A 24,498-nucleotide genomic window follows, 5' to 3' on the forward strand; every position below is an offset into this window, starting at 1 on the left:
CTTCTGCCGTTTTTACGGCTCAACGGAAAATAAATAGTAATAGAGCGGCTGTCCGCCTTCATGAATTTCGACTTCAGCTTCCGGATACGTCTCTTTCAGCCATGCGCTAAGCTGTGCCGTCGCTTCCGGCGTGCTGTCCTCGCCCTTCAGGACGGTGACCACTTCATCGCCATTCACCATCATATGAGACAAAAGGGCTTGGCAGGCGGACAGCAGGTCCTCCGCCGCAGCGACAATTTTCGAATTCGAAATTCCGATAAATTGACCCGCTTTGATGTCCAGTTCTTCATACAGCGTATCGCGAACCGCATGTGTCACCTGGCCGGACTTAACCCGCTGGATCGCTTCCAGCATGTTCTCCGCGTTCGCCTCAACCGGTTCGTCCTCCTGGAACGCAAATGCGGCGGCGATGCCCTGCGGAATGCTTTTGCTCGGGATCACCGTGATCTCGCGTTCTCCCTCCAGCAGTTCTTTGGCCTGTTGGGCCGCCAAAACGATGTTGGAGTTATTGGGCAGGATAAAAATATGGCCCGCCGAAATCGATGCGATAGCATTCACAAAGTCTTCGGTGCTCGGATTCATCGTTTGTCCGCCGGACAGGACGACGTCAATACCCAGGCTCTTGAAAATATCGGCGATGCCTTGACCGGACGAGACGGCAATGAAACCGAAAGGCGCCAGGTCGTCGGCAGGCGGAACGGCAGGCGCGGGAACGCTCGTCGTTTCAGCGGGCATGTCCGCAAACAATTCCGGCATCGGAGCGATATCCATGCCTGCAGTCAGCAGCTCACGGTGCTGCTCTCTCATGTTCAGGATGTGAATTTGAGTAATTTCGCCAAACCGCAGTGCCAGATTCAGCACCTCGCCGGGCGCCTTGGAATGGACGTGCACCTTGATGGTGTCGTCATCGGAAATTACGATGATGGAATCGCCGTTCTGGGATAACGCTTTCCTGAATTGATCTTCATCGAATACCGATGCCGGTCCTGCACCGAGCTTACGGTTGATAAAAAACTCCATATCGTACAGGAACTCGATATCCTCGGTGGACAGCTGGGATTGCGCCGACGCGGGCACGGCCGGAACAGCGGCCGGTTCCTTGCGCAGCTGAGGAGCAGGCGCTGCCGCCTGCGGCGCTGGAGCCGGCGTGAAAACCGGGGCACCCCCTGCACCGCTTGTCAGATGCTGAAGGAAACCTTCATAGATATACACGAGTCCTTGCCCGCCGGAATCCACGACGCCCACCTGCTTCAGGACAGGCAGCAGCTCCGGCGTATGCGCAAGCGCTTCTTTGGCTTTGGCCAGCACTTCCGTCATCAGCTCGACGACATCCGCGTTGCGCCGGGCATAATACACCGCATGCTTGGCCGCTTCTTTGGCAACGGTCAAGATCGTGCCTTCAACCGGCTTTACAACGGCCTTGTAGGCCGTATCCACACCTGTCTGGAGCGCAGCGGCGAACTGCTGTGCGTTCAGCTCGTCATACTGGGCCGCATAACGCCCAAAGCCTCTGAACAGCTGAGACAGAATGACGCCGGAGTTGCCCCGGGCGCCCATCAGCAGACCTTTGGACAGCACGCCCGCACATTGTCCTACAGACGCCGTATTGTTCCTCCGCAGCTCGTTCGCTCCGGCCGTCATCGTCAGATTCATATTGGTTCCTGTGTCCCCATCCGGTACGGGGAAGACATTCAGGGAATTGACGTGTTCCGCATGCTGCTGCAGTTGATCCGCGCCGGTGAGCACCATCGCGGTGAAATCTGTTCCATTTATAGAACGCTTACTCAATGAGAATTCCCCTTCCTAACTTCATGCCATATCATTGCTCTCATGAACTGGACATAATACACTAACCTTTATTGTACTATAAGAGACTTCAGAAATAAATGTTTTTGAAGCAGTTGACGAAGCAAATTTTGCTGTGATATTATATATAAGTATTGTTTTATGCAGGGTTACGAAACAAGGAGGTGTAATCGATGTCCCGCAAATGTGCAGTCACTGGTAAGAAACCAAGCAGCGGTAACCACGTGTCCCACGCGAATAACCGCAATCGCCGCTCCTGGGGAGTGAACGTTCAGAAAGTTCGCATCCTGGTAAACGGCAAACCGAAGCGCGTATACGTGAGCACCCGTGCTCTGAAATCCGGCAAGGTAGAGCGCGTATAATTTCGGCCCTTCTAAATGCCCATATGAAAGCAAAAAGCACCCTTACTGCGTAAGGTGCTTTTTTTCGTTTGCCCGCACATCTCCGCCGGCAGCCGGGCGGGCCTCCGGCCTGGAAGCGGTCAGCTCTTCTGAAACGTATTCAGGATCGCTTTGACGAAGCCTCCCAAAAATTTCGGCAGCTTAAATGTGTAGAATTTCATTCTTCAACCTCCCATCGTTCTACCCTCGGTTTATACTATGCTCTGCGCCCACTTCTGGTAACAGTCTGCCACAATCCGTTCATGGAATCGCCCCCGCTCCCAGGCTTGAATACAAAAAAAAGGCTACATGAGTTTCAAGCTCATGTAACCATATTTATGCCGCCGGAACTTGGCCTATTCCGGACCGGTTCATGCGTCCGCTGCTGTTCCGGACTCCGCTGCAGCACGGATCGCGGCGATAGCCCCGGCGCGGTCCTTACGGCCGAATACGGCGTTCCCGGCGACCAGCACATTAGCGCCTGCCTCCGCCACCAGCTTCGCCGTTTCCTCCGCAACGCCGCCATCCACTTCAATCAGCAGGTCGGGATGCGACTCCAGCGCCCACTCGCGGATCTGCCGGATTTTGCCGAGCGTCTTGGGAATAAACGCCTGCCCCCCAAACCCGGGATTTACCGTCATCACCAGAACCAGATCCACATCCTCCAGCACCTCTTTGACAGCCAGCGCCGGTGTGCCCGGATTGATTGCAACGCCCGCCCGGAGGCCCAGCTCCTTGATCTGGTGCACGGTCCGGTGGAGATGGACACACGCTTCCGCATGCACGGTCAGACCCGAAGCGCCGGCCGCGGCGAACTCGGCCAGATACCGCTCCGGTCCTTCCATCATCAGATGCACATCAAGCGGAAGCGACGTGTGCGCCGACACCGCCTTGACGATTGCCGGTCCAAGCGTAATATTTGGCACAAAATGGCCGTCCATTACATCAACATGGATCCAGTCCGCGCCGGATGCCTCCGCGTCTTTCATTTCGGCTCCCAGTGCGGCGAAATCCGCCGACAGGAGCGAGGGTGCCATAATGATCATCTCTAGTACCTCCGCTTCTTGTCTTTCATTTCCGAAAAAAACAGCTTGTAATGCTCGTATCGGCTCTCAGCGATTACGCCCTCCGCATGCGCTTCGATCACTTTGCAACCCGGCTCGTGCAGATGGCTGCAGCCCCGGAATTTGCAGTCTGCCGCGTAAGGAACAAACTCGCGGAAGCAGGCCGACAGCTCCTCCACACCCAGCTCCAAAAAGTCCAGCTGGCTGAAGCCGGGCGTATCGGCCACAAATCCGCCTGCGCCGATATCCATCAGCTCGACATGGCGGGTGGTGTGTTTCCCCCGGCCCAAACGCAGGCTGATTTCGCTTGTTTCGAGCCCAAGGCCTGGAACCAGGCGGTTCAGCAGCGAGGACTTGCCGACTCCCGATTGGCCGGCGAACACGCTGATCCGGCCTTCCAGCCGTTCAAGCACGGGTTCTTTGCCCGCCCCCGTCAAAGAACTCGTTACCAGCACTTCGTAGCCGATCCGCTCGTATAGCGCCTTGGCTTCTTCTACAGATGAATCGTCTTCATCCAGCAAGTCACGTTTCGTCAGCACGATCAGCGTATCCAGACCGGCATGCTCGATATGGACGAGGAACTTGTCCAGCAGCTGCAGATTCAAATCCGGCTCTTTTACCGAAAACAGCAAAACGGCTTGATCCACATTCGCTACGGGAGGACGAATCAGCTCCGAGGTGCGGGGACTGATTTCATCCACGGTCCCTTCCCCGTTTTCGGTGATGCCGTACACGACCCGGTCACCCACCAGGGGGGAGACACCTTTCTTCTTGAATATGCCTCTCGCCCGGCATTGGACAGACTCCTCTTCCGCAGCCGGTCTGCCGTCACGCAGAGGTTTGACGTAATAATAGCCGCTTAGCGCTTTTACGATAATCCCTTCAGGCATACATTACAAGCCTTCCTCTCTATTAGAAGTTATGAATAGGGGTTATGAAGAATGAGGGCTTGCGCATTCATCATACGCAAGCCGGGATGGGTCAGCCGCAGCGGCTGTTATTCTTCATGGTGGTGCTTGGTTTTTTGGGGCCTTGGTTCTTTTACTCTTTGCTTCCTTACTCTTTATGTTCTTTATTGTTGCCTTTTCCTGCAGCCTTACCATTACCGTGGCCGTTTCCTTTGCCATTGCCATTCCCTTGGCCGCCAACCTGGTTGGAAGCAAGCTCTGTGCCGCCGGCATTGGCTTCTCCATTCAGGGCGGCATTGTTGCCGGCTGCGTTGTTCCCGCCGGTCTGATTTTCGCCGGTCTGGTCCCCGCCGCCTTCTCCGTTCTCCGTGCCTTCAGCACCTGGCGCCATTGCCGGATCAACGGTTGCCTCCGGACTGGCCGGCGGCGTCGGCTCCGGTGTCTGTGTAGGCTCAGGGCTCGGTTCTTCGGTGAACTGCGGAATCGGAACTGTGCCGTTTTTGGCGTCGACGTAAGTTACCGGGTACGTATCAAAAAATTCTCCATCATGATACACGTACACAACCCCGTCTTTGTTAGGCGCCAGCAGCATCTCTATGGCAAGCGTCTGGCGCTTGCCGACCGTCCGCGTGCCCCATTCCTGCTTCTCCCCGTTGTTGCGGGCATCTGCAAATTCGATCCGGATTTTCGTTCTGCCGCCCGGTTCCACGGGCTCCACAGGCAGGTTGAATGTATAACGGAAGGCTTCCGGCGGATAACCCGTGCTGACGGTCACCTTGATTTTTTCGCCAGGGCTTGCTTCAGCTCCCGGATCATACGGCCACTGTGCGGTAATCTTGCCCGCTTCATATTCAAAGCTGGCTTCCTCTTGAATTTCATCTAATGTGAGACCCGCCTTCTCCAGCTTCTGCTTGGCCTGATCGACCGTCAGATTCTTCAGATCCGGCATCTCCACACTTTCTTTCCCTTTGCTGACAATCAGCGTGACGGCGGCAGTATCCGGATCATAGTCGCTGCCCGCGGCCGGATCCTGGCTGATCACATCGCCTTCCGGCGTCTCTTCGTTATAACGCGGATCCAGTTTGATCCGGCTTTCCTCGACCCCCTGCTGGATCAGGGCCTGCACCGCTTCTTCTTCACTCATCCCGGTAACATCCGTCATTTTGACAAGCGGTTTGGCGGCGCCTACGGTCAATATAATATCGTAGCCTTTTTTGACCATACTCTCCGGTTCCTTACTCTGCTTAAACACGTATCCTTCGGTAACGTTCGGATTGTATTCCCGGGTTACCGGCTCGACGACATCAATCCCCGCTTCCTCGAGTTTGGCGCGCGCATCTTGTTCCGTAAGACCAATGACCTTCGGAACCTGCACCTCCGGAACGACCAGCTTGGCGTTCACATACCAAACAATCCCAAACATAACGGCCAGAAGAAGCAGCGTGGAACCAATCCAGATGGACGGCTTTACCCACTTCTTGCGGGGCGGTGTAGCAGCCGGTGTATCTGCGGCCCGCATCCGTTCTTCACTTCCGCTTCCGCTGCCGCTCCGCACGGGAACCGTACCAGGCATCGGTTTGATAGCCGGCATAATCCGGGTGCGGTCCTCATCCTCTTCTTCGTCAAACTGCAATTTAGCCTCCGAACGGCGTTCCGGCAGCAGGCAGGTCTCCAGATCGCGCAGCATTTCTTTGGCCGATTGATAACGTTCGTCGGGATTTTTGCGCATGGATTTCAAAATAATGTTCTCCACGCTCTGCGGAATCATGGGATTCAGCACACGCGGCTCCTCGAATTCTTCCTGTAAATGCTTCAGCGCTACGCTGATTGGACTTTCGCCAAGAAAAGGCAGGTTTCCCGTGAGCATCTGGTAGAGGACAATCCCCAGCGAATACAGGTCCGACTTGGCGCCGGCTGCGACGCCTTTGGCATGTTCCGGGGAAAAATAATGAACCGAACCCACAACGGAGCCCGTTTGTGTAATGGTCGTTGAAGTCACGGCGCGCGCAATGCCAAAGTCGGTCACCTTCACCCGTCCGTTGCGCCCGATCAATATGTTATGGGGTTTAATATCTCTATGGATAATATCGCTTTGATGGGCATGTTCGAGGGCATCGCAAATCTGCGAGGCGATCCGGACCGCTTCATCCACCTGCAGCGGCGCGCGTTCCTTAATGATTTCGTTTAAGTTTTTGCCTTCCACATATTCCATGACGATATAATGCGTTTCGTCCTCCTGTCCGACATCGTAAATGCTGACAACGTTCGGATGGGAGAGCGAAGCGGCCGATTGGGCTTCCCGCCTGAAACGGCGGATGAACTCCTCATCATGCACAAACTGGCCCCTAAGAACCTTTACTGCTACGTTCCGGTTCAGCAAAATATCGTGCGCCCTGTAGACAAGCGCCATTCCGCCTCCGCCGATCCGCTCTATGATTTGATAGCGGCCGCCCAATTCGTGACCGATCATAAAAACTCACTCCTTTGCATTCGGCACGGCGGCCTCATCTTGATGTTCCAACATAGCGACGCTGATATTATCGCCGCCGCCGGCTAATAACGCCAGCTGAAGTAATCGGTCCGCTCTTTCTTCCAGGGTGATCTCCCGGATACCCGCCACTTTGCCGATATGCTCGGCGCTGACGAAGCTGCTGAGGCCGTCACTGCACAGCAGCAGCAGCTCGCCGGGTTCAAGAGAGACGGGCGCCAGATCGACGGAAGTTTCCGGATCGGTACCGAGCGCACGCGTCAGCACGTTGCGTCTCGGATGGCTCTCCAGCTCTTCCTGACTGATCTGCCCGTTCTTGAACAGTTCATTGACCAGCGTATGATCTTCGGTTAATTGGCGTGCCATTCCATCTTTAACCTTGTACGCCCGGCTGTCGCCGATATGGCCGATGTAGCCTTCGGCTTCTTTGAGAAGCACGGCGACCACGGTGGTCCCCATATTGTGATACTTCTCATCCCGCGCCGCCTCGCTGTGCACGGTATCGTTGGCCTGCAAAATGGCGGACGCCAAGGCGCTCCGCATCGCTTCCGTGTCCGCATCCGGCTGCAATTCCTCCAGCCCCTGCTTTACAGTCTCCAGCGCAAGCTTGCTGGCGGTGTCTCCCGCCTGATGTCCGCCCATTCCGTCGGCAATGATGCCCAGCGTATAGCCGCCGCGCGTAAGCCCTACCCACACCGAGTCTTCATTGACGGCTCTGACCCGGCCGACATCGCTGGCATGAACTGTTCTGATCAATGACGATCACCTCAACTCCAAATGTTTGGCCCGCAATTGGCCGCAGGCGGCCGCGATATCATGTCCCTGCTCGCGGCGGATGGTTACATTAACGCCCCGTTCCGATAGAATCCGCTGGAATTGGAAAATATCGTTGCGCGACGTTCTTACATATTTGCGCTCCGGCACATGGTTAACGGGAATCAAATTGACATGGCACAGCATGTCCTTCAGCACCGAAGCCAGCTCCTCGGCGTGCTCGGGCTGATCGTTGACTCCGCCGATCAGCGCATATTCAAAGCTGATCCGCCGGCCCGTCTTGGCCTGATAATACCGCAGCGATTCCATGACCTCGGCGAAGGGGAATCTGCGGTTGACCGGCATCAGCTTCGACCGGAGCGCATCGTTTGGCGCGTGAATCGAAATGGCCAAATTAATCTGCGTGTCTTCGTCGGCGAACTGGTAGATGCTCGGTACAATGCCGCTTGTCGATACCGTGATGTGGCGTTGTCCGATGTTCAGCCCTTTTTCGTGGATCATCAAACGGAGGAACCTCATTGTCGCTTCGTAATTCTCGAAGGGTTCGCCTGTACCCATGATGACAATGCTGCTGACGCGTTCGCCTCTGGCATCCAAAATCTGCTGGGATCTTACGACTTGAGCGACGATCTCTCCGGCTGTCAGATTGCGCTTCAGTCCGCCAAGCGTCGAAGCGCAGAAGGTACAGCCGACCCGGCAGCCGACCTGGGTCGTAACACAGACGCTGTTGCCGTAGTTATGCTTCATGATGACCGTCTCGATCGCATGGTCGTCGTGGAGGCCAAACAGAAATTTGACTGTGCCGTCCTTCGACTCCAGCTTGGTAATCTCCTTCAGCGCCGAGATCATAAACTGGTCCTCCAGCTTTTGCCTCAACGTCTTCGGCAGGTTGCTCATTTCCTCAAAGCTGTTCACCCGCTTCACATACAGCCAGTCAAAAATTTGTCCGCCGCGGAACGCCGGTTCGCCATTTTCCTTGGCCCAGGCCTGGAGCTCCTCCAGGCTGTAATCATATATTAAAGGTTTCATGGATATCGCACCTGTACTTTCGTTTTTTGTATGCTTATTCATTTTCATCCTTCCTATTCTAACACAGAAACGGAAGACGGTAAAAGAGCGACCCGCCGTGCGCGCACGGCGGGTCGGAAAAGGGCTTAAACAACTGGCGATTTCTTGAGCTTCACAATAAAAAATCCGTCGCTCCCAAAATGCTGCGGCAAAATCTGCAGGCCTCCGCCGGCGGAAATCACCGCTCCGCCGATGCGCTGCCATACCCCGGAATTCTCCGTATCCACTGAAAATTCCGGATGCCGGCTCAGAAAATCCGCTACGGCCTCCTCATTTTCTTCGGATTCGATGGTACAGGTGCTGTACACCAGCGTCCCGCCCGGCTTCAGCAGTCCCGATACGGTCTCCAGCAGCTCTCGCTGCAGCCCGGCGATTGCGTCCACATCTTCGGGCGTCTTGCGCCATTTCAAATCGGGCTTCCGGCGGATAACGCCAAGTCCGGTACACGGGGCGTCCAGCAGAATCCGGTCGAAGGTCCCCGGTTCGTACACTGAGGCCAACTCCAGCGCATCGCTGCTGACGGCGTGTACGGAAGCAAGACCCAGGCGCTCCGCCTGATCCGCGATCAGCTTCGCTTTGTGCGGATGCAGGTCATTGGCCTCGATGCTGCCCCGATCCTGCATCAGCTCAGCCATATGCGTCGTCTTCCCGCCGGGCGCCGCGCAGCTGTCCAGGACCTGCATCCCCGGCTCGGGCGCAAGCATCTCCGCCACGAGCATCGAGCTCTCGTCCTGGACAGATAATAGGCCGTCGCGGTACCAGGAAGTCAGGGCCAGGTTGCCGCCTCCGCGAACAACAATGCCGTACGGGCTCACATCGGAAGGTGCCGCATCCAGACCTTGGGCGCGCATCTCCTCAAGCAGACGGTCCCTGCTGTACATCGTTGTATTCACCCGGACACTGGCAGATGGCGGCTCGTTATTTGCCGCGCAAATCGCCTCCGTCACCGTTTCGCCGTACCGGCGGATCCAGCGCTGCACCATCCAGAGCGGATGCGAATGCCGGATAGAAATCCGCTCGGCGGCATCTATATCCGGCGGGATGACCGGCAGTGTGCCCGCGCGCAGCGCGCTCCGCAGCACGCCGTTCACCATTCCGGCGACGCCTTGGTGGCCGCGCCGCTTGGCAAGGTTAACCGCCTCGCTGACCGCTGCATGCGGCGGAATCCGGTCCAAGTATACAATCTGATACAAGCTCAGGCGCAGCAGGTTCCGCACCCACGGCTCCAGTTTGTTCAGTCCTTTGGACACCAGGCCGCCAAGAATATAATCCAGCGTAAGCTGTCTTGAAATCGTACCGTAGACCAGTTCCGTCGCCAGTCCGGCGTCTTCCCGGGACAAACCCGCTTTCTGCAGGCTGGCGTTAAGCAGCAGGTTGCTGTACGCGCCTTCCTGCTCTACGCGGAGCAGCACGTCCAGCGCCACGCCGCGGGCCGTAGCGGCTGCCGGCCGGCGGGACGGCGATCCGCCGCGGGAACCGCCGCGCGAATTGCCGCCGGAAGCCGCAGCTCCCTTCCCGCGCGCGGGACCGCCCGCGCCGGGGCGGACGCCGGCCTGACGTCCCTCCCGGCCGCCGTCACCCGCGCGGCTCATTGCAGCACCGTGCCGGGCGCAAGCAGGCCGCCGCGGCCGAAGGCGGCGGCATCCATTGCTTTTTTGCCCGCGGGCTGGACGGTTGTCAGCAGCAGGCTGCCGTCACCCGTCTTCACCAGGATGCCGCGGTCATTGACCTGCAGCACGGTGCCCGGCCCGGCTCCGCCGCCCGTACTGGCAGCGTCCGGTCCCGGCTTCGCAGCCGCCCATACCTTAAACACTTCGCCGTTCCAGAGCGTAAACGCGCCGGAGAACGGCACCAGCCCGCGGACCCGGTTATAAATCGAGCGGGATTCCGCCGACCAGTCGATGCGCTCATCCTCGCGCGTCAAGTTCGGCGCGTAGGTCGCCTGCGAATCATCCTGCGGCACAGCTTCGACCGGCCCTTCCAGCAGCCGCGGCATCTCGGCGCGGAGCAGATCACGCCCGGCCGCGCTCAGCTTCTCAAACAGCGTGCCCGACGTATCCTCTTCGTCGATTGGCACCTCTACGCGGGAGATCATATCGCCCGTATCCAGCCCCTCGGCCATATACATCAGCGTAATTCCCGTCACCGTTTCCCCGTTGATAATGGAACGCTGCACCGGAGCGCCTCCCCGGTATTTCGGCAGCAGCGAGCCGTGCACATTCACACAGCCGCGCGGGGGAAGCTCCAGCACCGCCTTCGGCAAAATTTGGCCGTAGGCAGCGGTAACGATCAGGTCCGGCTGATAGGCCGCCAGCTCGGCTACCGCTTCAGGGCTGCGCAGCCGCTGCGGCTGAAGCACGGGCAGGCCGAGCTCCAGCGCCGCTGTCTTCACCGGCGACGGCGTGAGCACCCGCTTGCGTCCCTGAGGTTTATCCGGCTGCGTAACGACGGCCGCGATCTCATACCCTTCCTCGGCCAGCATCTTCAGACAGGGCACAGCAAAAGCCGGCGTGCCCATAAACACGATTTTCATCGTTTGTCACTCCCCGTCATTGCCGGATTCTGTCGTAATATCGTACAGCTTCTCGGCGATATCCGTGAACAGCACCCCGTTCAGATGATCGATCTCGTGCTGAAACGCGCGGGCCAGCAGTCCGCTCGCCGTCACCGTAATCTCTTTGCCTTCACGGTCAAGTCCCCGCACCGTTACCGTCTCCGCACGGCGGACGTCGCCATTCAGTCCCGGGATGCTGAGGCAGCCTTCCGGGCCAAACTGCTCCCCTTCAGTGCTCACAATTTCCGGATTGATCATTTTGATGAGTCCGTGCTCCTCGTCCGCATCCACCACGATCAGACGTTTCAGTATCCCCACCTGCGGCGCGGCCAGGCCGACACCTTCCGCGTCATACATCGTATCGGCCATATCGTCCAGCAGCTTTTGTACATTGGGGGTAATTTTCGTTACGGTTTTGGCCGTCTTGTGCAGAACCTCATCGGGCTCTTTCACGATCAATCGGATTGCCATTTGGATCGCACCTTCCTGTAATCAGTTGTTTGTTAAATCCAGTCTATATAGACTGAACTAAAAGGACAGGTGAAGCGGAGCTGTCACTGCGGCCAATTGGGGATTCCGGTTGCCGGTTTTTCGGAGTTCAACGGTAGTCCGTAAAGACTGAACGAATGACCTACAGGTGGAGCGGGGCTGCCGCTGCGGCCAATTTGGGACTTCCGGTTGCTGTTATTTTCGGAGTTCTTGATTGGAAGTCCCGTTAGCGGGAGAACTCCGAAAATAAAGGCAAACGCGTTCGCTCCTACAGCTCCAAATTGCCTCCGCGTCATCCCCGCCATCCTGTATTTCTATGGTTCAGTCTATATTGAACGTCGAACTCCGAAAATAAAGGCAATCGCGTTCGCTCCTTCATCTCCAAATTGCCTCCGTGACATCTCTTTTTCCTTCACTAATTCAGTCTATATAAATGGTTTGGTCTATATCGTTAAAATACTCCGTTTTTACATCAGCACCTGCGGATCGACGTCAATGCTGATCTGCAGCCCGGCGTCCTTGGCCGAATCCTCCAGCTCGTCCGCCACACGCCGCGCGAGCCCGATGACATCGATCCCGCCGCGCCATTTGATCATGCATTGGAACCGGTATCTGCCCTTCAGCCTCGGCATCGGCGAAGCGACCGGACCAAGCAGTTCCAATACATCGGCAGTCAGCTTGTCCAGGCTGCCGTACCATCGCAGCTGCCGGGCGTGTCCCTGAAGATTCAGCGCATAATTCTCCGCCATCCGGATCAAAAGCGGCAGCTGTTCATGGGAGAGCGTCACCAAGATCAAACGGCAGTACGGCGGATAATGCAGGCCCCGCCTATGCTTCAGTTCTTCCCGCACAAACGAAGCGTAATCATGCCGGGAAGCATGCGTGATCGAATAATGGTCAGGCGTATAAGACTGGACGATGACTTCGCCGGGAAGCTGATGACGCCCTGCGCGTCCGGCCACCTGAGTCAGCAGCTGGAACGTTTTTTCCGCCGCCCGGAAATCGGGCAGATTCAGCGCCGAGTCGGCTGTAATTACACCGACAAGGGTGACGTCCGGAAAATCGAGCCCTTTCGCCACCATCTGCGTGCCCAGCAGCACATCCGCTTTTTTGTCGCGGAATTGGCCTAGCAGCTTCTCGTGGGAGCCCTTTTCCGTCGTCGTGTCGACATCCATCCGAATCACGCGGATGCCCGGAAACAGCTTGCCTAGTTCCTCCTCAACCCGCTGGGTCCCTGTGCCAAAAAACCGGATGTGCTCGCTGCCGCACTCCGGGCACTCCGACGGCGAAGGCTCCGCATGCCCGCAGTAGTGACAGCGCAGATTGTTGCTCCGGCTGTGATAAGTCAGCGAAATATCGCATTCCGGACAAGTTGCCACATAACCGCATGACCGGCACATAACAAAAGTTGAAAATCCCCGGCGGTTCAGGAGCAAAACCGTCTGCTCCCCCCGTTCAAGCCGCTCCTGCAGCCCTTTGTGCAGCGCCCGGCTGAACATGGACCGGTTGCCTTCCTTCAGCTCGTTGCGCATGTCGATCACTTCGACCGCAGGGAGCTTGTTCCCAAGCGCCCGCGTAGGCATCTCAAGCAGCACCGGGGAGAAATGCAGATCGGCCTGCGACCGGGCTGCATAATAGCTCTCCAGCGAAGGTGTCGCCGAGCCGAGAATCACGGCCGCACCCAGCTGTTCCGCCCGGTGTACCGCCACGTCGCGGGCATGATATTTGGGGTTTTCCTCCTGCTTGTAGGAGGTTTCATGTTCTTCATCCATAATAATCAGGCCAAGATTAACAAAAGGCGCAAATACCGCGGAACGCGCACCAACCGCTACCATCGCTTTGCCTTCCCGGATTTTGCGCCATTCATCATACCGTTCCCCCGCGGACAGCCGGCTGTGCATGACGGCAACCCCGCTGCCGAAGCGGCCTTTAAACCGCTCGACCATTTGCGGCGTAAGCGAAATTTCGGGTACAAGAACAACGGCCTGACGTCCTTGTGCAACACAGCGCTGGATGCACTGCAGATAAATTTCGGTTTTTCCGCTGCCTGTTACGCCATGCAGCAAAAAAACTTCATGCCGCATGGCGTCCACAGAGGCAGAGATCCGGTTATAGACGGCCTGCTGCTCCTCCGTAAGCGGCAGCGGCGCACTTGGCCGGAAATCCCGCCCTTTGTAAGGGTCGCGGTAGACTTCCACCTCGGTAATCTCGACATAACCTTTGTCTGCTAGGCTTTTGACCGTACCCGCGGTTACCTGCAGGGCGGACAGCACATCCTTCAGCGGCATGGGCAGCACCGCCTCCATCTCCAGCAGAAAAGCAAGCACTTCCTTCTGCCGAGCCGATCTGGCCGGGAACGAAGCCAGCGCTTCTCTTGCCGCTTCGGGGGTCGTCGCCAGATCAACCGCCTTCAGCTTCTTTTTGCCCATTTTATCCTTGATCGATTGGGTTTCGACAAGCACACCGCGCCGGATCATAAACTTCACCGTCTCGGCGCCGTCAGGGAACATCCGGGTCAGCTGCTTCATCGATACTTCGCCATGCCGGCGGACAAAATCCGTAATCCGCTTCTCCTCGTCATCCGCGCCGGATAGAAACGGGAACCAATCCTGTTCAGGGAACAGCGGTTCACTGCCGCCCGTCTGCGTGTCTTCCGCTCTGTCTGCTTCGTCTCCCAGCGCGATAACCCGCTCGGCTTTGCCTTTTAGCGCTGTCGGCAGCATCGCCTGAAGCGCGGAAATGCGCCGGCAGGCGTAGCGGCCGCTCATCCAGTCAGCCAGCTCCACCAGCTCCGGCGACAGCGGCGGCATCAGATCAAGCACCTCCTGAATCGGCTTAAGCCCCGGTACACCGGCGGCCGAACCGGATTCCATCGAGACGACGAATCCCTGAACAGTCCGGTGGCCAAAGGGCACCGCCACCCGGCTGCCCACTTCAATCCATACCTTGATCTCATCCGGTATCAGGTAATCGAACGGACGGTCCGTACTGCGCACCGGAACATCGACGATCACTTTGGCGATATCCATCAGCGGACCGCTTCCCGCAGCCGGTCCGCCGCCAGTTCCAGGAGGCGGCGCGCCACTTCGTCCTTGGACAGCATCGGCAGATCCAGCACCAGCCCCGCACGGTCGTATACCGCCACTTTGTTGGTCTCCGAGCCAAAACCGGCGCCTTCAAGCGCAACATTATTCGCCACGATCAGGTCGCAGTTCTTGCGTTCCAGCTTCTCCCGGGCAAAAGCTTCGGTATTGCCGGTTTCGGCCGCAAATCCGATCAGCAGCTGGCGGGTTTTGCTTTTCCCCAGCGTTTCGAGGATATCGATATTTTTCACCAGCTCAAGCGTCAGCGTTTCGCCGGACTTTTTGATCTTGGATCCGGCAGGATGCGCTGGACGGTAATCCGCCACGGCTGCTGCTTTGATCACGATATCCGCCTGGTCCCACAGACCCAGCACCGCCTCGTACATCTCCTGAGCCGATTGCACGCGAATGGAAGGGATGTCCGCCGGCGGCCGTTCATCCGTCCGCGCGGCGACGAGGGTCACATCCGCTCCAAGTGCAGCCGCCGCTTTGGCGAGCGCAAAACCCATTTTGCCGGACGAATCATTGGAAATGTAGCGGACGGGGTCGATCCGTTCGATTGTTCCGCCCGCAGTGATGACGACTTTTTTGCCGCTGAGGGGCCCTACTGCCGCTACACTGCCCAAAAGCCCGTTTGTATCCGCCCCTGCCGCTTCATTCGTCTTCATTCCCGCATGTTCAACCATTGTTGTTCCTGCGGGTTCAGCCGCTAATGTTCCTCCGTATTCAGCCGAGCTAATCGCTGCCGGTCCAGCTGCCGCTTCCGCAAAAAATGCTTCCACGCATTTCACAATCGTTTCCGGCTCTTCAAGACGGCCTTTGCCCACATAACCGCAGGCAAGCTGTCCCACTCCCGGCTCAATGAACTTAACGCCGCGGGATGCCAATACCTCTATATTGTGCCGGACCGCCGGATGCCCGTACATATGCACATTCATTGCCGGTGCAACCATAACAGGGGCCGTTGTGGCCAAAAGCGTGGTGGACAGCATGTCGTCGGCAAGACCATGCGCCATCTTGGCCAGGATGTTGGCCGTAGCGGGCGCCACCAGCACCAGATCGGCTTTGTCGGCCAGCTCGATATGAGACACCGACGAAGGATCCCGCTCATCAAAGGTATCGCTGTATACCCGTTGCTTGGAAAGTGACTGAAGCGTTAGCTCAGTGATGAATTGTTTGGCGGAAGACGTCATAATGACGTGTACTTCGGCGCCTTTTTGCACCAGCTTGCTGGTAAGCGCCGCCGCTTTATACGCCGCGATTCCTCCGGTGACACCCAGCAGTATCGTTTTGCCTGTTAACATTGCCGTTTCCCCCTTGCTATCCGTTCTATGGCCATTACTGCCTGTCGCAGCCAGTCCGTCCGGCTATCCTTATATTAACTAAAGCCTGGGAATAGAGAAGTTTGAACTGTCACAGCGGCAAATCGGGTCCTTCCGGCCCGGCCTGATCCCCGGATTTCTTGAACCGAAGAAAAAAATAACAACCTTCCGGTTGTCTGTTGCCCATACCCGGGCCGGCTGTGCTTCAGTTGGTTGATTTCTCGCTTGATTAGCGGCTGTGACGAGCTGCCGTCCGGCACCCATCCGGGGGTACCTCTTCCAGAGCGGAGCGTACGGACAGCCGTACGGCTGCCCCCCGTCCCTGAAGCCGGTCCCGACGATTGATGCGTACCGCGGAAAGGACTAGCTTACTCTTCCCCGCGGCTGACGGTAACCAGATCTTTGTATACTTCTTCAAGCGCCACGCCGACATTTTTGTGCGATTTCGGGGTGCTCAGTTCGGACTTGCCGCCTTCGCGCAGCTGTCTAGCCCTGCGGGCCGCAGCAACAACAAGCGAATACTTGCTGTCTACTTTTTCCATAATTTCATCAATCGACGGATATAACACGAGAGACACCTCTTTAGTAAGAATAAATTGATTGAACGCTCCTCCGGCAAGCTGCCGGCGGAATCTAGCGGATTTTACAATGTTCGGCGATAATGATGCTTTCTATACGCTTGCAGGCCAGATCGATCTCGTCATTGACCACGGCGTAATCGTAATGCTTCATTAATCCGATCTCTTCTTCAGCGACGGACATGCGGTGGTTAATGACATCCGGATGCTCCGTACCGCGGCCGCAAATCCGGTCCTTCAGCTCATCCATGGAAGGAGGCGTCAGGAACACAAAAATGCCCTCGGGAAATTTCTCCTTCACCTTCAGCGCACCCTGAACTTCAATTTCCAGGATGATATCCTTGCCGCTCCGCAATGTTTCTTCAACAAAATCCCGGGGCGTGCCGTAATAGTTGCCGACATATTCGGCAAATTCCAGCAGCTGGTCCTTGTCGATCATTTCCGCAAATTGATCGCGGGTCTTAAAGAAATAGTTGACGCCGTCCTGTTCGCCCGCGCGCGGACTGCGCGTCGTCGCCGAAACGGAGTACACCAGCTCCGGCATCCGCGGTCTGAGCGCGCTGCATACGGTTCCTTTGCCGACCCCGGATGGGCCGGACAGTACGATCAGCAATCCTTTTGACATAATACACTCCATTTGCTATTATTCGTCGTTCTCGTCGTCTTTGGTCGACAGCCGGTGCGCCACCGTCTCCGGCTGTACGGCGGACAAAATAACATGGTCGCTGTCCGTAATAATAACGGCGCGTGTCCGCCGGCCGTAAGTGGCGTCGATCAGCATATGCCGGTCCCTGGCTTCCTGGATGATCCGTTTGATTGGTGCGGATTCTGGGCTGACGATGGAAATAATGCGGTTAGCCGATACGATATTTCCAAAGCCGATATTGATGAGTTTAATGGCCATGTTCCGGTAGTTCCCCCCAATAATTCAATCTTACCCTGATTCCTCTTCGCTCTCACTCCAGGTTCGCGGCCTGTTCGCGGATCTTCTCCAGCTCCGCTTTCATATCCACGACCCGGTTAACCAGAGTCAGATGGTTGCTTTTGGTGCCGATCGTGTTCGTTTCCCGGTTCATCTCCTGAATGAGAAAATCCAGCTTGCGTCCGACCGGCTCATGGCCCGATAACAGCGCGTCGAATTGGTCCAGATGGCTCTCCAGGCGGATCAGCTCTTCGTCAATGCTGCAGCGGTCGGCGAACAGCGCGATTTCCGTGCCAAGCCGGTACTCGTCCAGCGGCTGGGCATCGCCCAAAAGCTCGCGGATCCGCAGCTTCAGCTTGACGGCGTACTCTTCCGTAACTCTCGGGGCCAGCTCTGTCATCTGCTTGTGCAGCTCCCGCAGTCTGGCCGTCCTCTGCTTCAGGTCAGCGGCCAGATGCCGGCCTTCTCTCGCCCGCATCTCCAGCAATCCGTCCAAGCTGGCCGCAAGTCCGGAGACAAGCGCGGCTTGGAGCTGCCCTTCCTCGTCTTCCATAAGAGACGGCTCAGCTTCACCGCCGGTCATGACACCCGGCAGAGACAACAAATCCCGGAGACTAAGTGAGCCCTCCAGGCCGAACTCGGACTTCAGCGTGTCGGCCGCCCTAAGATAAGAAGACACCGCCGCGGGATTGAGACTTGCCCCGTAAGGCTGCTCCCCGTCCGGCGTCCGGTGAATCGAGATATCGATCCGGCCGCGCTTGATCCGCTCTTGTACCGTATGTCTCAGCGTCTCTTCATAAACGCCCCACTCCCTGGGCATCCGGAATACCGCTTCACAATACCGGTGATTGACCGACTTCACTTCGAACATTATCTTGTAGCCGCCGAATTGCACTGACGATTGACCGTATCCGGTCATGCTAAATGACATCGGCATCACATCCATTACACTATTCTAATTGATTCTTACTACCGAAACAAGGGGGACAATTTGCGTCCGGATTTCTTCCATATATACTCCACCAGCTGGGCAGTCATTTCATAGAACATAAACGGCGTCATCAGATAGATTCCGTTAAAATGCGCCGTCGCCGTATCCAGCAGCTCTTCGGCAATCTTCACGCCTTCCGCCCGTCCCGCCTCGCCTTCCAGTCCCGCCATGCGGCTGCGCACTTCGTCTGACAGCTGGATGCCCGGCACCTCGTTATGCAGGTATTCCGCATTCCTTCCGCTGGCGAGCGGCATCACGCCGATGAAGATGGGCACGTTCAGATGCGCCGTTGCTTTGGCCACCTCTTCGATCAGCTTGGCGTCGTAAACCGGCTGGGTCATGATATAGTCTGCGCCTGAGGCGATTTTTTTCTCCAGCCGCTGCACGGCTTTATCCAGATGCTTCACGTTTGGATTAAACGCCGCGCCGATAACGAACTTCGCCTTTTGCTTAAGCGGTTTGCCTGAAAAAGCAATACCGTCGTTCAGCTGCTTGATCATGCGGATGATCTCGAATGAAGTCATGTCGTAGACGGAGCTGGAGCCTGGAAGATCGCCGAACCGGGCCGGATCGCCCGTCACGGCCAGCACATGGTCGATGCCCAGCGCGTCGAAGCCCATCAGATGCGATTGGGTCCCGATCATGTTGCGGTCCCGGCAGGCGATGTGCACAAGCGGACGCAGGCCCGTCTTCTGCTGAACCAGCGCTCCAAGCGCCATATTGCTCATCCGGGTGACGGCCAGCGAGTTGTCCGCCAGCGTCAGGGCGTCCGCGCCCGCCCGGCGCAGCGCTTCCGCGCCCCGCATAAACCGGGCGATATCCAGATCCCGCGGCGGATCAAGCTCCACAATTACGGTGTGGCGCTCCTTGACCAGATCGACCAGCGACGGCTCGCCGCCCTCCCGGCCCCCGTCCGATTCCAGCGATTCGGCTAATTCAATCCTCGCGGTCTGCCGCGGAGCTGGTGCCGGCAGCGGCTGAGGCTCGTATCCCGCCAGCGCGGCGGAGATTTCCGCGATATGTTCAGGCGTCGTTCCGCAGCAGCCGCCGATGATCCGGGCGCCCTGGTCCGCAAACACGCGGGCCATTTGCCCAAAATATTCCGGCGACGCGCCATAGCGGTATTGTCCGTCCACATAATCGGCAACACCCGCGTTCGGATAAACGGAAGCGGGCAGCGCCAGCTGACCCTCTAGCGATTTCAGCGCCCGCTTGATGCCGTTTGGACCGGTCCGGCAGTTGAATCCGATAATGTCCGCTCCTTCGCTCTCAAGAATGCCAAACGCCTCGGGCAGCGTAAGACCGTCCATTGTCCGCGCCGTTTCGTCCACGGCCAGCTGGCAGATCACCGGCAGCGCGGTCAGCTTGCGGACGGACCGCAGCGCAAGATGCAGCTCCTCCACATCATAAAACGTCTCCAGCATAATGCCGTCGACCTCTTCTTCCAGCAGCGCGCCCAGCTGCTGCGCGAAATAACGTTTCAGCTCCGCCGCGGACAGGTTGGCCCGTTTGCCGGCCCGGATAGATCCAACCGCCCCTACGACATAGGCCGAATCCCCGGCCGCTTCTTTGGCAATGCGGACGCCCGCGCGGTTGATTTCCTCTACTTTATGCTCCAGCCCGTATTTGGACAGGCGGTCGTAATTCGCCGAGAAGGTGTTGCTCTCCAGCAGCGCCGCTCCCGCTTCGCGGTAACTGCGGTGCACGTCTCCGATGACCTGCGGATTGGTCAAATTCAATTCCTCGTAAGAGATTCCGACCGGAAACCCTTTCTGGTACAGAAAGGTTCCCATCGCCCCGTCTCCCACCAATACTTTTGTTGTCCATGCTGTTCGCAGATCCGGCTTCATGCCAAGACGACCTCCCCGATTCCATAGTTTCATATAAATGTATCACATTCCGGGGCAAATCATAAGGGATTTCCCACTGAAATACTGTGAATATATGATTCTCCGGCTTTAAATATAAAAAAAGTGCCTGGCCTCCTCACCCGGAGACCAGACACCCGCTGTAACCAGACACCCTTCAGAGTGCCGCAAAGCATCCAGCTCTTGCGCACAAATGCCAAGCTTGACGCTTTCCGTATCCTGCTTCCGCACTCCGCCCTTAAACGTTCACCGAACCGGTATAAACGATTTCGGCAGGCCCGGTCATGTAGACATGGTTATCCGCTTCGTTCCACTCGATGTAGAGATCGCCGCCCTTCAGGCTGATCCAGGCCGCCCGGCCGGTCAGTCCGTTCAGCACGGACGAGACAAGCGTGGCGCAGGCGCCGGTTCCGCAGGCCAGCGTTGGCCCGGCCCCGCGTTCCCACACCCGCATATCGACCCGGCCGCGGTCCTGCACGGTGGCAAATTCCACATTCACCTTTTTCGGGAACAGCGGGTGGGTCTCCAGCTTGGGTCCCCAAACCGCCAGATCGAAATTAACGGCGTCCTCCACATAAATGACGCAGTGCGGATTGCCCATGGACACCGAAGTAAAGCGGAAGGTGCGGCCGTCCGCTTCAATCGGATGATCCAGCACCGGGTTTGCATCGACGGCAACCGGAATCTGCGGTCCGTTCAGCACAGGCTCGCCCATGTCGACCGTGACGGTATCCGCTTTGCCGTCCTTCAGCCCGATCGTCACCTGCTGCGGGCCGGCGCCCAGCGTTTCAATCACAATTTTTTCAGAAGACACATACCCGTGATCGTACACATATTTCGCAACACAGCGGATGGCGTTGCCGCACTGCTCAGCTTCCGAGCCGTCCGAGTTAATGATGCGCATCATGTAATCTCCCCGCTGGGACGGGAGAATGTATACCAGACCGTCGGCTCCGATGCCAAAGTAGCGGTCGCACAGCTTGACCGCAAGCGCGGAAGCGTCCGCAGGCAGCTCGCGTTCGCCGAAGACGACGATAAAATCGTTGCCGAGACCGTGCATTTTTGTAAATTCCATATCAGGGTCACTCCTTAACGTTCTGCTGGCCTAAACTAAGCTGCCACCAGCATACCGCAAGCGGAGGGACAACGCTATTGACTTTATGCTGAAATCTTTGTACTTTTCATCACGGGCCGGCTGCCGCCCTGAATTCTCCGGCGGTTTTTCCGGCCGCCCCATACGCTGCCCGCCCCCATGAGGAACGTAGGAATTCCTGCGGCCACCAGCACCAGGCACCATTCGCGGAAGCCCAGCGGAACCGTCTTGAACACCGGCTGCAGCGGCGGGAAGTACATAACGAACAGCATAAGCACAACCGACGACAGGACCGCAAGCACCAGGTATTTGTTCTGCAGCGGGTTGCGGTGAAAAATTGAACGCGAACTCCGGCAGTCAAACACATGGATCAGCTGCGCCATAACCAGCGTGGCAAAAGCGACGGACTGCGCTTTAACCAGCTGTGCGGGATTATCAGGCGCTACCCGAAGCGTCAGCCAAAAAGCGGCCAGCGTGCAGAGTCCGATCAGCAGCCCGCGACTGATGATTTTCCAGCCAAGCCGTCTGGCAAAAATATTTTCCTTCGATCCGCGCGGCTTGTGCTCCATCAGGTCTTTTTCGGGCTGGTCGACGCCCAGTGCCATCGCCGGAAGGCCGTCGGTGACCAGGTTGACCCACAGAATCTGAATCGGCACCAGCGGCAGCGGCAGGCCAAGCATCATGGCGAAAAACATCGTCAATATCTCGCCGACATTTGACGCGAGCAGGTAACGGATGAATTTGCGAATGTTCTCATAGATGCTTCGCCCTTCCTCAATGGCGGCAACAATCGTGGAGAAATTGTCATCCCCAAGCACAAGTGCGGACGCTTCTTTGGTGACGTCGGTGCCTGTGATTCCCATCGAGATGCCGATATCCGCCGCTTTCACCGCCGGAGCGTCATTCACGCCGTCCCCGGTCATGGCGACGACATGGCCCGCCCGCTGCAGCGACTTGACGATCCGCAGCTTATGCTCAGGCGACACGCGGGCATATACATACACATTGTCTGAATGCTTATCAAGCTCATTGTCGTCCATCCGGGTCAGCTGGCTGCCGGTCAAGACCGTTCCGCCCCGCTGAAGGATGCCGAGCTGGTGGGCGATCGCTTCGGCCGTCGTGCCGTGGTCGCCCGTGATCATCACCGTTTTGATGCCTGCCCGGCGGCAGACGGCGATGGCATCGCGGACCTCTTTGCGCGGCGGGTCGATCATGCCGGCGAGGCCGACGAACACCAGCTGGGACTCCGCTTCTTTTTCGCTGCCCGCCGTCTCGCCGGGCCGCAGCTCGCGGTAAGCTAAGCCGAGCACCCGGAGTGCAAGCGACGCCATCCCTTCGTTGGCTTCCAGCACCTTCTGCCGGAGCGTCGGCGTGCAGGGCACGACATGCCCTTCCCAGAGCATGTAGGCGCATTTGCCGAGCAGAACATCCGGCGCGCCCTTGGTACAGATCAGCCGGCCGCCCTGGTGCCCGGCAATCACCGACATCAGCTTGCGTTCCGAATCAAACGGGAATTCTTTTTCCCGGGTAAACACCGAAGCCAGATGTTGAGCCGTCAGCCCCATTTTGGCCGACAGTGTCACAAGCGCCCCTTCGGTTGGATCGCCTTTCAGCTCCCATTGGCCTTGGGCCGGCGCATCCGTAACTTCTTCCGCGGATTTGGCTTTTCCCCGGCGCTTGCCCCTCACCGCCTGCTCTTCAGTTGAAGTCTCATGAATCTCCGCGTTGCTGCAGAGCGCCCCGATCTGGAGCAGCCGGCGCAGGCTTTGGTCATGTTTGAGATCAGCCGGCTTGCCCTTCTCCAAAATCTGGCCGACAGGCGCGTAACCTTCCCCTGTCACTTCCATCGTTCTGCCGCCCGTCCAGACCCGGGTGACCGTCATTTTGTTTTGGGTCAGCGTTCCGGTTTTGTCGGAGCAGATAACCGAAGCGCAGCCCAATGTTTCGACCGAAGGCAGCTTGCGGACAATCGCTTTGCGTTTGATCATCCGCTGTACGCCCAGCGCCAGCGCAATCGTCACAATCGCCGGCAGGCCTTCCGGAATCGCGGCGACCGCCAGACTTACGCCAGCCAGGAACATGGCCGCGGCCGGCTGTCCGTGCAAAATGCCGGCAAGAACCACGACGACCGTCAGCGCCAGCGAGACATAGATCAAAATTTTCCCAAGCTGCTCCAGGCGGCGCTGCAGCGGCGTTTCCTGGGCTTCGGTATTTTGGATCAAATCGGCGATTTTGCCCATCTCCGTATCCATACCGGTGCGGACGACCATCGCTTTGCCTGTTCCCCGGGTAATCATGGTGCCCATAAATCCGATGTTTTTCTGGTCGCCCAGCGGGACTTCGTCGGCCGGGATCGGATCGGCATGTTTGGATACCGGCAGCGATTCACCGGTTAGCGCCGATTCTTCCGCATACAAGGAGCTGCATTCCAGCCAGCGGATATCCGCCGGCACGCGGTCGCCGCTCTCCAGCAGCACAATATCGCCGGGTACAAGCTTGCTGGCGGCCACAACCGTCTGATTTCCCGCCCGAAGCACCTTCGCCGTCGGCGCGGACAGCTGCTTCAGCGCGCGGAGCGAACGTTCGGCGCGGAACTCTTGGACGAACCCAAGAATCCCGTTCAGCAAAATAATTGCGACGATGGTCACCGCATCGAGGTATTCCCCGAGCAGGCCGGAGATAAGCGTCGCTCCCATCAGCACCAGCACCATAAAATCCTTGAACTGATTTAACAGCAGCGTGAGAGGCGATATTTTTTTACCGTCCGACAGCTCGTTCGCGCCTGTCCTCTCCAGTCTCCCGGCGGCCTCGCCTTCGTCAAGACCCGTGCGCGGGTCGACGCCGAACAATCGCTCCAGCTCCTCCGTCCCGAGCTTGTGCCAATTGTGTTGTTCCATGTCCATCTTTTCCCTCCCGGTCCTTCTTCACGTTATGGTGCGGCCACAGCCTTTCGCCTGTTCATGTCCCAGTGTATTCGGGCCAGTCCCGAATTATCACCAGGCTTGGCAGGAGAGCGTCTGGCCGAAACACACGCCAACCTTTTGCGCGGCGGGGGTTTGTATGGCATCATAGAGGGAGATCATTACATTAATTGCGACAGGAGAACTTTT

At 57.6% G+C, this 24,498-nt stretch carries 20 protein-coding genes; 1 reads left to right on the top strand and 19 read right to left on the bottom strand.

The features are described from left to right. Positions 1–12: 12 nt before the first annotated feature. Positions 13–1,788, bottom strand: a complete 1,776-nt coding sequence (locus tag ACE6ED_RS03915) for a DAK2 domain-containing protein (protein WP_410825663.1) — start codon at positions 1,786–1,788, stop codon at positions 13–15. A gap of 191 nt (positions 1,789–1,979) precedes the next feature. On the opposite strand from ACE6ED_RS03915, the gene rpmB reads away from it, so the two are divergent. Then, positions 1,980–2,168 carry a 50S ribosomal protein L28 gene (gene rpmB, locus ACE6ED_RS03920; RefSeq protein WP_025334690.1) on the top strand — a complete coding sequence of 63 codons (189 nt, stop codon included), beginning with the start codon at positions 1,980–1,982 and terminating at the stop codon, positions 2,166–2,168. A gap of 119 nt (positions 2,169–2,287) precedes the next feature. Here rpmB and spoVM read toward each other — a convergent pair whose 3' ends face one another. The 18 genes from spoVM to ACE6ED_RS04010 all read right to left on the bottom strand — a co-directional run bounded on the left by spoVM (position 2,288) and on the right by ACE6ED_RS04010 (position 24,285). Beyond that, entirely contained in the window at positions 2,288–2,368 is an 81-nt protein-coding gene (spoVM, locus tag ACE6ED_RS03925) for a stage V sporulation protein SpoVM (RefSeq protein ID WP_006675261.1), read from the bottom strand. A gap of 189 nt (positions 2,369–2,557) precedes the next feature. Next, positions 2,558–3,232 (bottom strand): ribulose-phosphate 3-epimerase, encoded by a 675-nt coding sequence (gene rpe / locus ACE6ED_RS03930; RefSeq protein ID WP_410825664.1) that lies wholly within the window; start codon positions 3,230–3,232, stop codon positions 2,558–2,560. 2 nt (positions 3,233–3,234) lie between these two features. Further along, a complete protein-coding gene (gene rsgA / locus ACE6ED_RS03935; protein ID WP_410825665.1) occupies positions 3,235–4,140 on the bottom strand; it encodes a ribosome small subunit-dependent GTPase A in 906 nt (301 codons plus the stop codon). Between the two features lie 166 nt (positions 4,141–4,306). Further along, entirely contained in the window at positions 4,307–6,628 is a 2,322-nt protein-coding gene (pknB, locus tag ACE6ED_RS03940) for a Stk1 family PASTA domain-containing Ser/Thr kinase (protein ID WP_410825666.1), read from the bottom strand. A gap of 6 nt (positions 6,629–6,634) precedes the next feature. Beyond that, on the bottom strand, positions 6,635–7,402 hold the full coding sequence (locus ACE6ED_RS03945; RefSeq protein WP_410825667.1) for a Stp1/IreP family PP2C-type Ser/Thr phosphatase: 768 nt from the start codon (positions 7,400–7,402) through the stop codon (positions 6,635–6,637). 6 nt (positions 7,403–7,408) lie between these two features. After that, positions 7,409–8,449, bottom strand: a complete 1,041-nt coding sequence (gene rlmN, locus ACE6ED_RS03950; RefSeq protein WP_410825668.1) for a 23S rRNA (adenine(2503)-C(2))-methyltransferase RlmN — start codon at positions 8,447–8,449, stop codon at positions 7,409–7,411. Positions 8,450–8,574: 125 nt separating this feature from the next. Then, positions 8,575–10,080, bottom strand: coding sequence for a 16S rRNA (cytosine(967)-C(5))-methyltransferase RsmB (gene rsmB, locus ACE6ED_RS03955; RefSeq protein WP_410825669.1), 1,506 nt, complete (start codon positions 10,078–10,080; stop codon positions 8,575–8,577). Beyond that, the gene (fmt, locus tag ACE6ED_RS03960) at positions 10,077–11,021 is read right to left on the bottom strand and encodes a methionyl-tRNA formyltransferase (protein WP_410825670.1); all 945 of its coding nucleotides are present in this window, start codon (positions 11,019–11,021) and stop codon (positions 10,077–10,079) included. The genes rsmB and fmt overlap by 4 nt, the downstream gene beginning before the upstream one ends. Before the next feature lie 6 nt (positions 11,022–11,027). Continuing rightward, complete coding sequence (def, locus tag ACE6ED_RS03965; RefSeq protein WP_410825671.1) at positions 11,028–11,513, bottom strand: peptide deformylase; 486 nt, start codon at positions 11,511–11,513, stop codon at positions 11,028–11,030. Positions 11,514–11,998: 485 nt separating this feature from the next. Continuing rightward, positions 11,999–14,560, bottom strand: coding sequence for a primosomal protein N' (priA, locus tag ACE6ED_RS03970; RefSeq protein WP_410825672.1), 2,562 nt, complete (start codon positions 14,558–14,560; stop codon positions 11,999–12,001). Beyond that, positions 14,560–15,918, bottom strand: coding sequence for a bifunctional phosphopantothenoylcysteine decarboxylase/phosphopantothenate--cysteine ligase CoaBC (gene coaBC, locus ACE6ED_RS03975; protein ID WP_410825673.1), 1,359 nt, complete (start codon positions 15,916–15,918; stop codon positions 14,560–14,562). Before coaBC ends, priA begins: the two co-directional genes overlap by 1 nt. Positions 15,919–16,304: 386 nt before the next feature. Then, positions 16,305–16,505 (bottom strand): DNA-directed RNA polymerase subunit omega, encoded by a 201-nt coding sequence (gene rpoZ / locus ACE6ED_RS03980; RefSeq protein WP_410825674.1) that lies wholly within the window; start codon positions 16,503–16,505, stop codon positions 16,305–16,307. A gap of 64 nt (positions 16,506–16,569) precedes the next feature. Beyond that, positions 16,570–17,139 carry a guanylate kinase gene (gene gmk / locus ACE6ED_RS03985; RefSeq protein WP_410825675.1) on the bottom strand — a complete coding sequence of 190 codons (570 nt, stop codon included), beginning with the start codon at positions 17,137–17,139 and terminating at the stop codon, positions 16,570–16,572. Between the two features lie 18 nt (positions 17,140–17,157). Then, complete coding sequence (gene remA, locus ACE6ED_RS03990; RefSeq protein ID WP_169279764.1) at positions 17,158–17,418, bottom strand: extracellular matrix/biofilm regulator RemA; 261 nt, start codon at positions 17,416–17,418, stop codon at positions 17,158–17,160. A gap of 52 nt (positions 17,419–17,470) precedes the next feature. Then, the gene (locus tag ACE6ED_RS03995; RefSeq protein ID WP_410825676.1) at positions 17,471–18,367 is read right to left on the bottom strand and encodes a YicC/YloC family endoribonuclease; all 897 of its coding nucleotides are present in this window, start codon (positions 18,365–18,367) and stop codon (positions 17,471–17,473) included. Positions 18,368–18,405: 38 nt separating this feature from the next. After that, positions 18,406–20,277: a bifunctional homocysteine S-methyltransferase/methylenetetrahydrofolate reductase gene (locus ACE6ED_RS04000; protein WP_410825677.1), complete on the bottom strand. Its 1,872-nt coding sequence runs from the start codon at positions 20,275–20,277 to the stop codon at positions 18,406–18,408. A 256-nt stretch (positions 20,278–20,533) separates the two neighbouring features. Then, on the bottom strand, positions 20,534–21,370 hold the full coding sequence (gene dapF, locus ACE6ED_RS04005) for a diaminopimelate epimerase (protein WP_410825678.1): 837 nt from the start codon (positions 21,368–21,370) through the stop codon (positions 20,534–20,536). An 83-nt stretch (positions 21,371–21,453) separates the two neighbouring features. Beyond that, a complete protein-coding gene (locus ACE6ED_RS04010) occupies positions 21,454–24,285 on the bottom strand; it encodes a calcium-translocating P-type ATPase, SERCA-type (RefSeq protein ID WP_410825849.1) in 2,832 nt (943 codons plus the stop codon). Between the last annotated feature and the right edge of the window lie 213 nt (positions 24,286–24,498).

The organism is Paenibacillus nanchangensis (assembly GCF_046543445.1).
Lineage (GTDB): Bacteria > Bacillota > Bacilli > Paenibacillales > Paenibacillaceae > Paenibacillus_AQ > Paenibacillus_AQ nanchangensis.

What these genes read in the sequence shown, in the direction of transcription:
- rpmB (WP_025334690.1), top strand. Translation starts at nt 1,980, where the DNA reads ATGTCCCGCAAATGTGCAGTCACTGGTAAGAAACCAAGCAGCGGTAAC.
- spoVM (WP_006675261.1), bottom strand. Translation starts at nt 2,368, where the DNA reads ATGAAATTCTACACATTTAAGCTGCCGAAATTTTTGGGAGGCTTCGTC.
- rpe (WP_410825664.1), bottom strand. Translation starts at nt 3,232, where the DNA reads ATGATCATTATGGCACCCTCGCTCCTGTCGGCGGATTTCGCCGCACTG.
- rsgA (WP_410825665.1), bottom strand. Translation starts at nt 4,140, where the DNA reads ATGCCTGAAGGGATTATCGTAAAAGCGCTAAGCGGCTATTATTACGTC.
- pknB (WP_410825666.1), bottom strand. Translation starts at nt 6,628, where the DNA reads ATGATCGGTCACGAATTGGGCGGCCGCTATCAAATCATAGAGCGGATC.
- rlmN (WP_410825668.1), bottom strand. Translation starts at nt 8,449, where the DNA reads ATGAAACCTTTAATATATGATTACAGCCTGGAGGAGCTCCAGGCCTGG.
- rsmB (WP_410825669.1), bottom strand. Translation starts at nt 10,080, where the DNA reads ATGAGCCGCGCGGGTGACGGCGGCCGGGAGGGACGTCAGGCCGGCGTC.
- fmt (WP_410825670.1), bottom strand. Translation starts at nt 11,021, where the DNA reads ATGAAAATCGTGTTTATGGGCACGCCGGCTTTTGCTGTGCCCTGTCTG.
- def (WP_410825671.1), bottom strand. Translation starts at nt 11,513, where the DNA reads ATGGCAATCCGATTGATCGTGAAAGAGCCCGATGAGGTTCTGCACAAG.
- priA (WP_410825672.1), bottom strand. Translation starts at nt 14,560, where the DNA reads ATGGATATCGCCAAAGTGATCGTCGATGTTCCGGTGCGCAGTACGGAC.
- coaBC (WP_410825673.1), bottom strand. Translation starts at nt 15,918, where the DNA reads ATGTTAACAGGCAAAACGATACTGCTGGGTGTCACCGGAGGAATCGCG.
- gmk (WP_410825675.1), bottom strand. Translation starts at nt 17,139, where the DNA reads ATGTCAAAAGGATTGCTGATCGTACTGTCCGGCCCATCCGGGGTCGGC.
- remA (WP_169279764.1), bottom strand. Translation starts at nt 17,418, where the DNA reads ATGGCCATTAAACTCATCAATATCGGCTTTGGAAATATCGTATCGGCT.
- ACE6ED_RS03995 (WP_410825676.1), bottom strand. Translation starts at nt 18,367, where the DNA reads ATGTCATTTAGCATGACCGGATACGGTCAATCGTCAGTGCAATTCGGC.
- ACE6ED_RS04000 (WP_410825677.1), bottom strand. Translation starts at nt 20,277, where the DNA reads ATGAAGCCGGATCTGCGAACAGCATGGACAACAAAAGTATTGGTGGGA.
- dapF (WP_410825678.1), bottom strand. Translation starts at nt 21,370, where the DNA reads ATGGAATTTACAAAAATGCACGGTCTCGGCAACGATTTTATCGTCGTC.
- ACE6ED_RS04010 (WP_410825849.1), bottom strand. Translation starts at nt 24,285, where the DNA reads ATGGAACAACACAATTGGCACAAGCTCGGGACGGAGGAGCTGGAGCGA.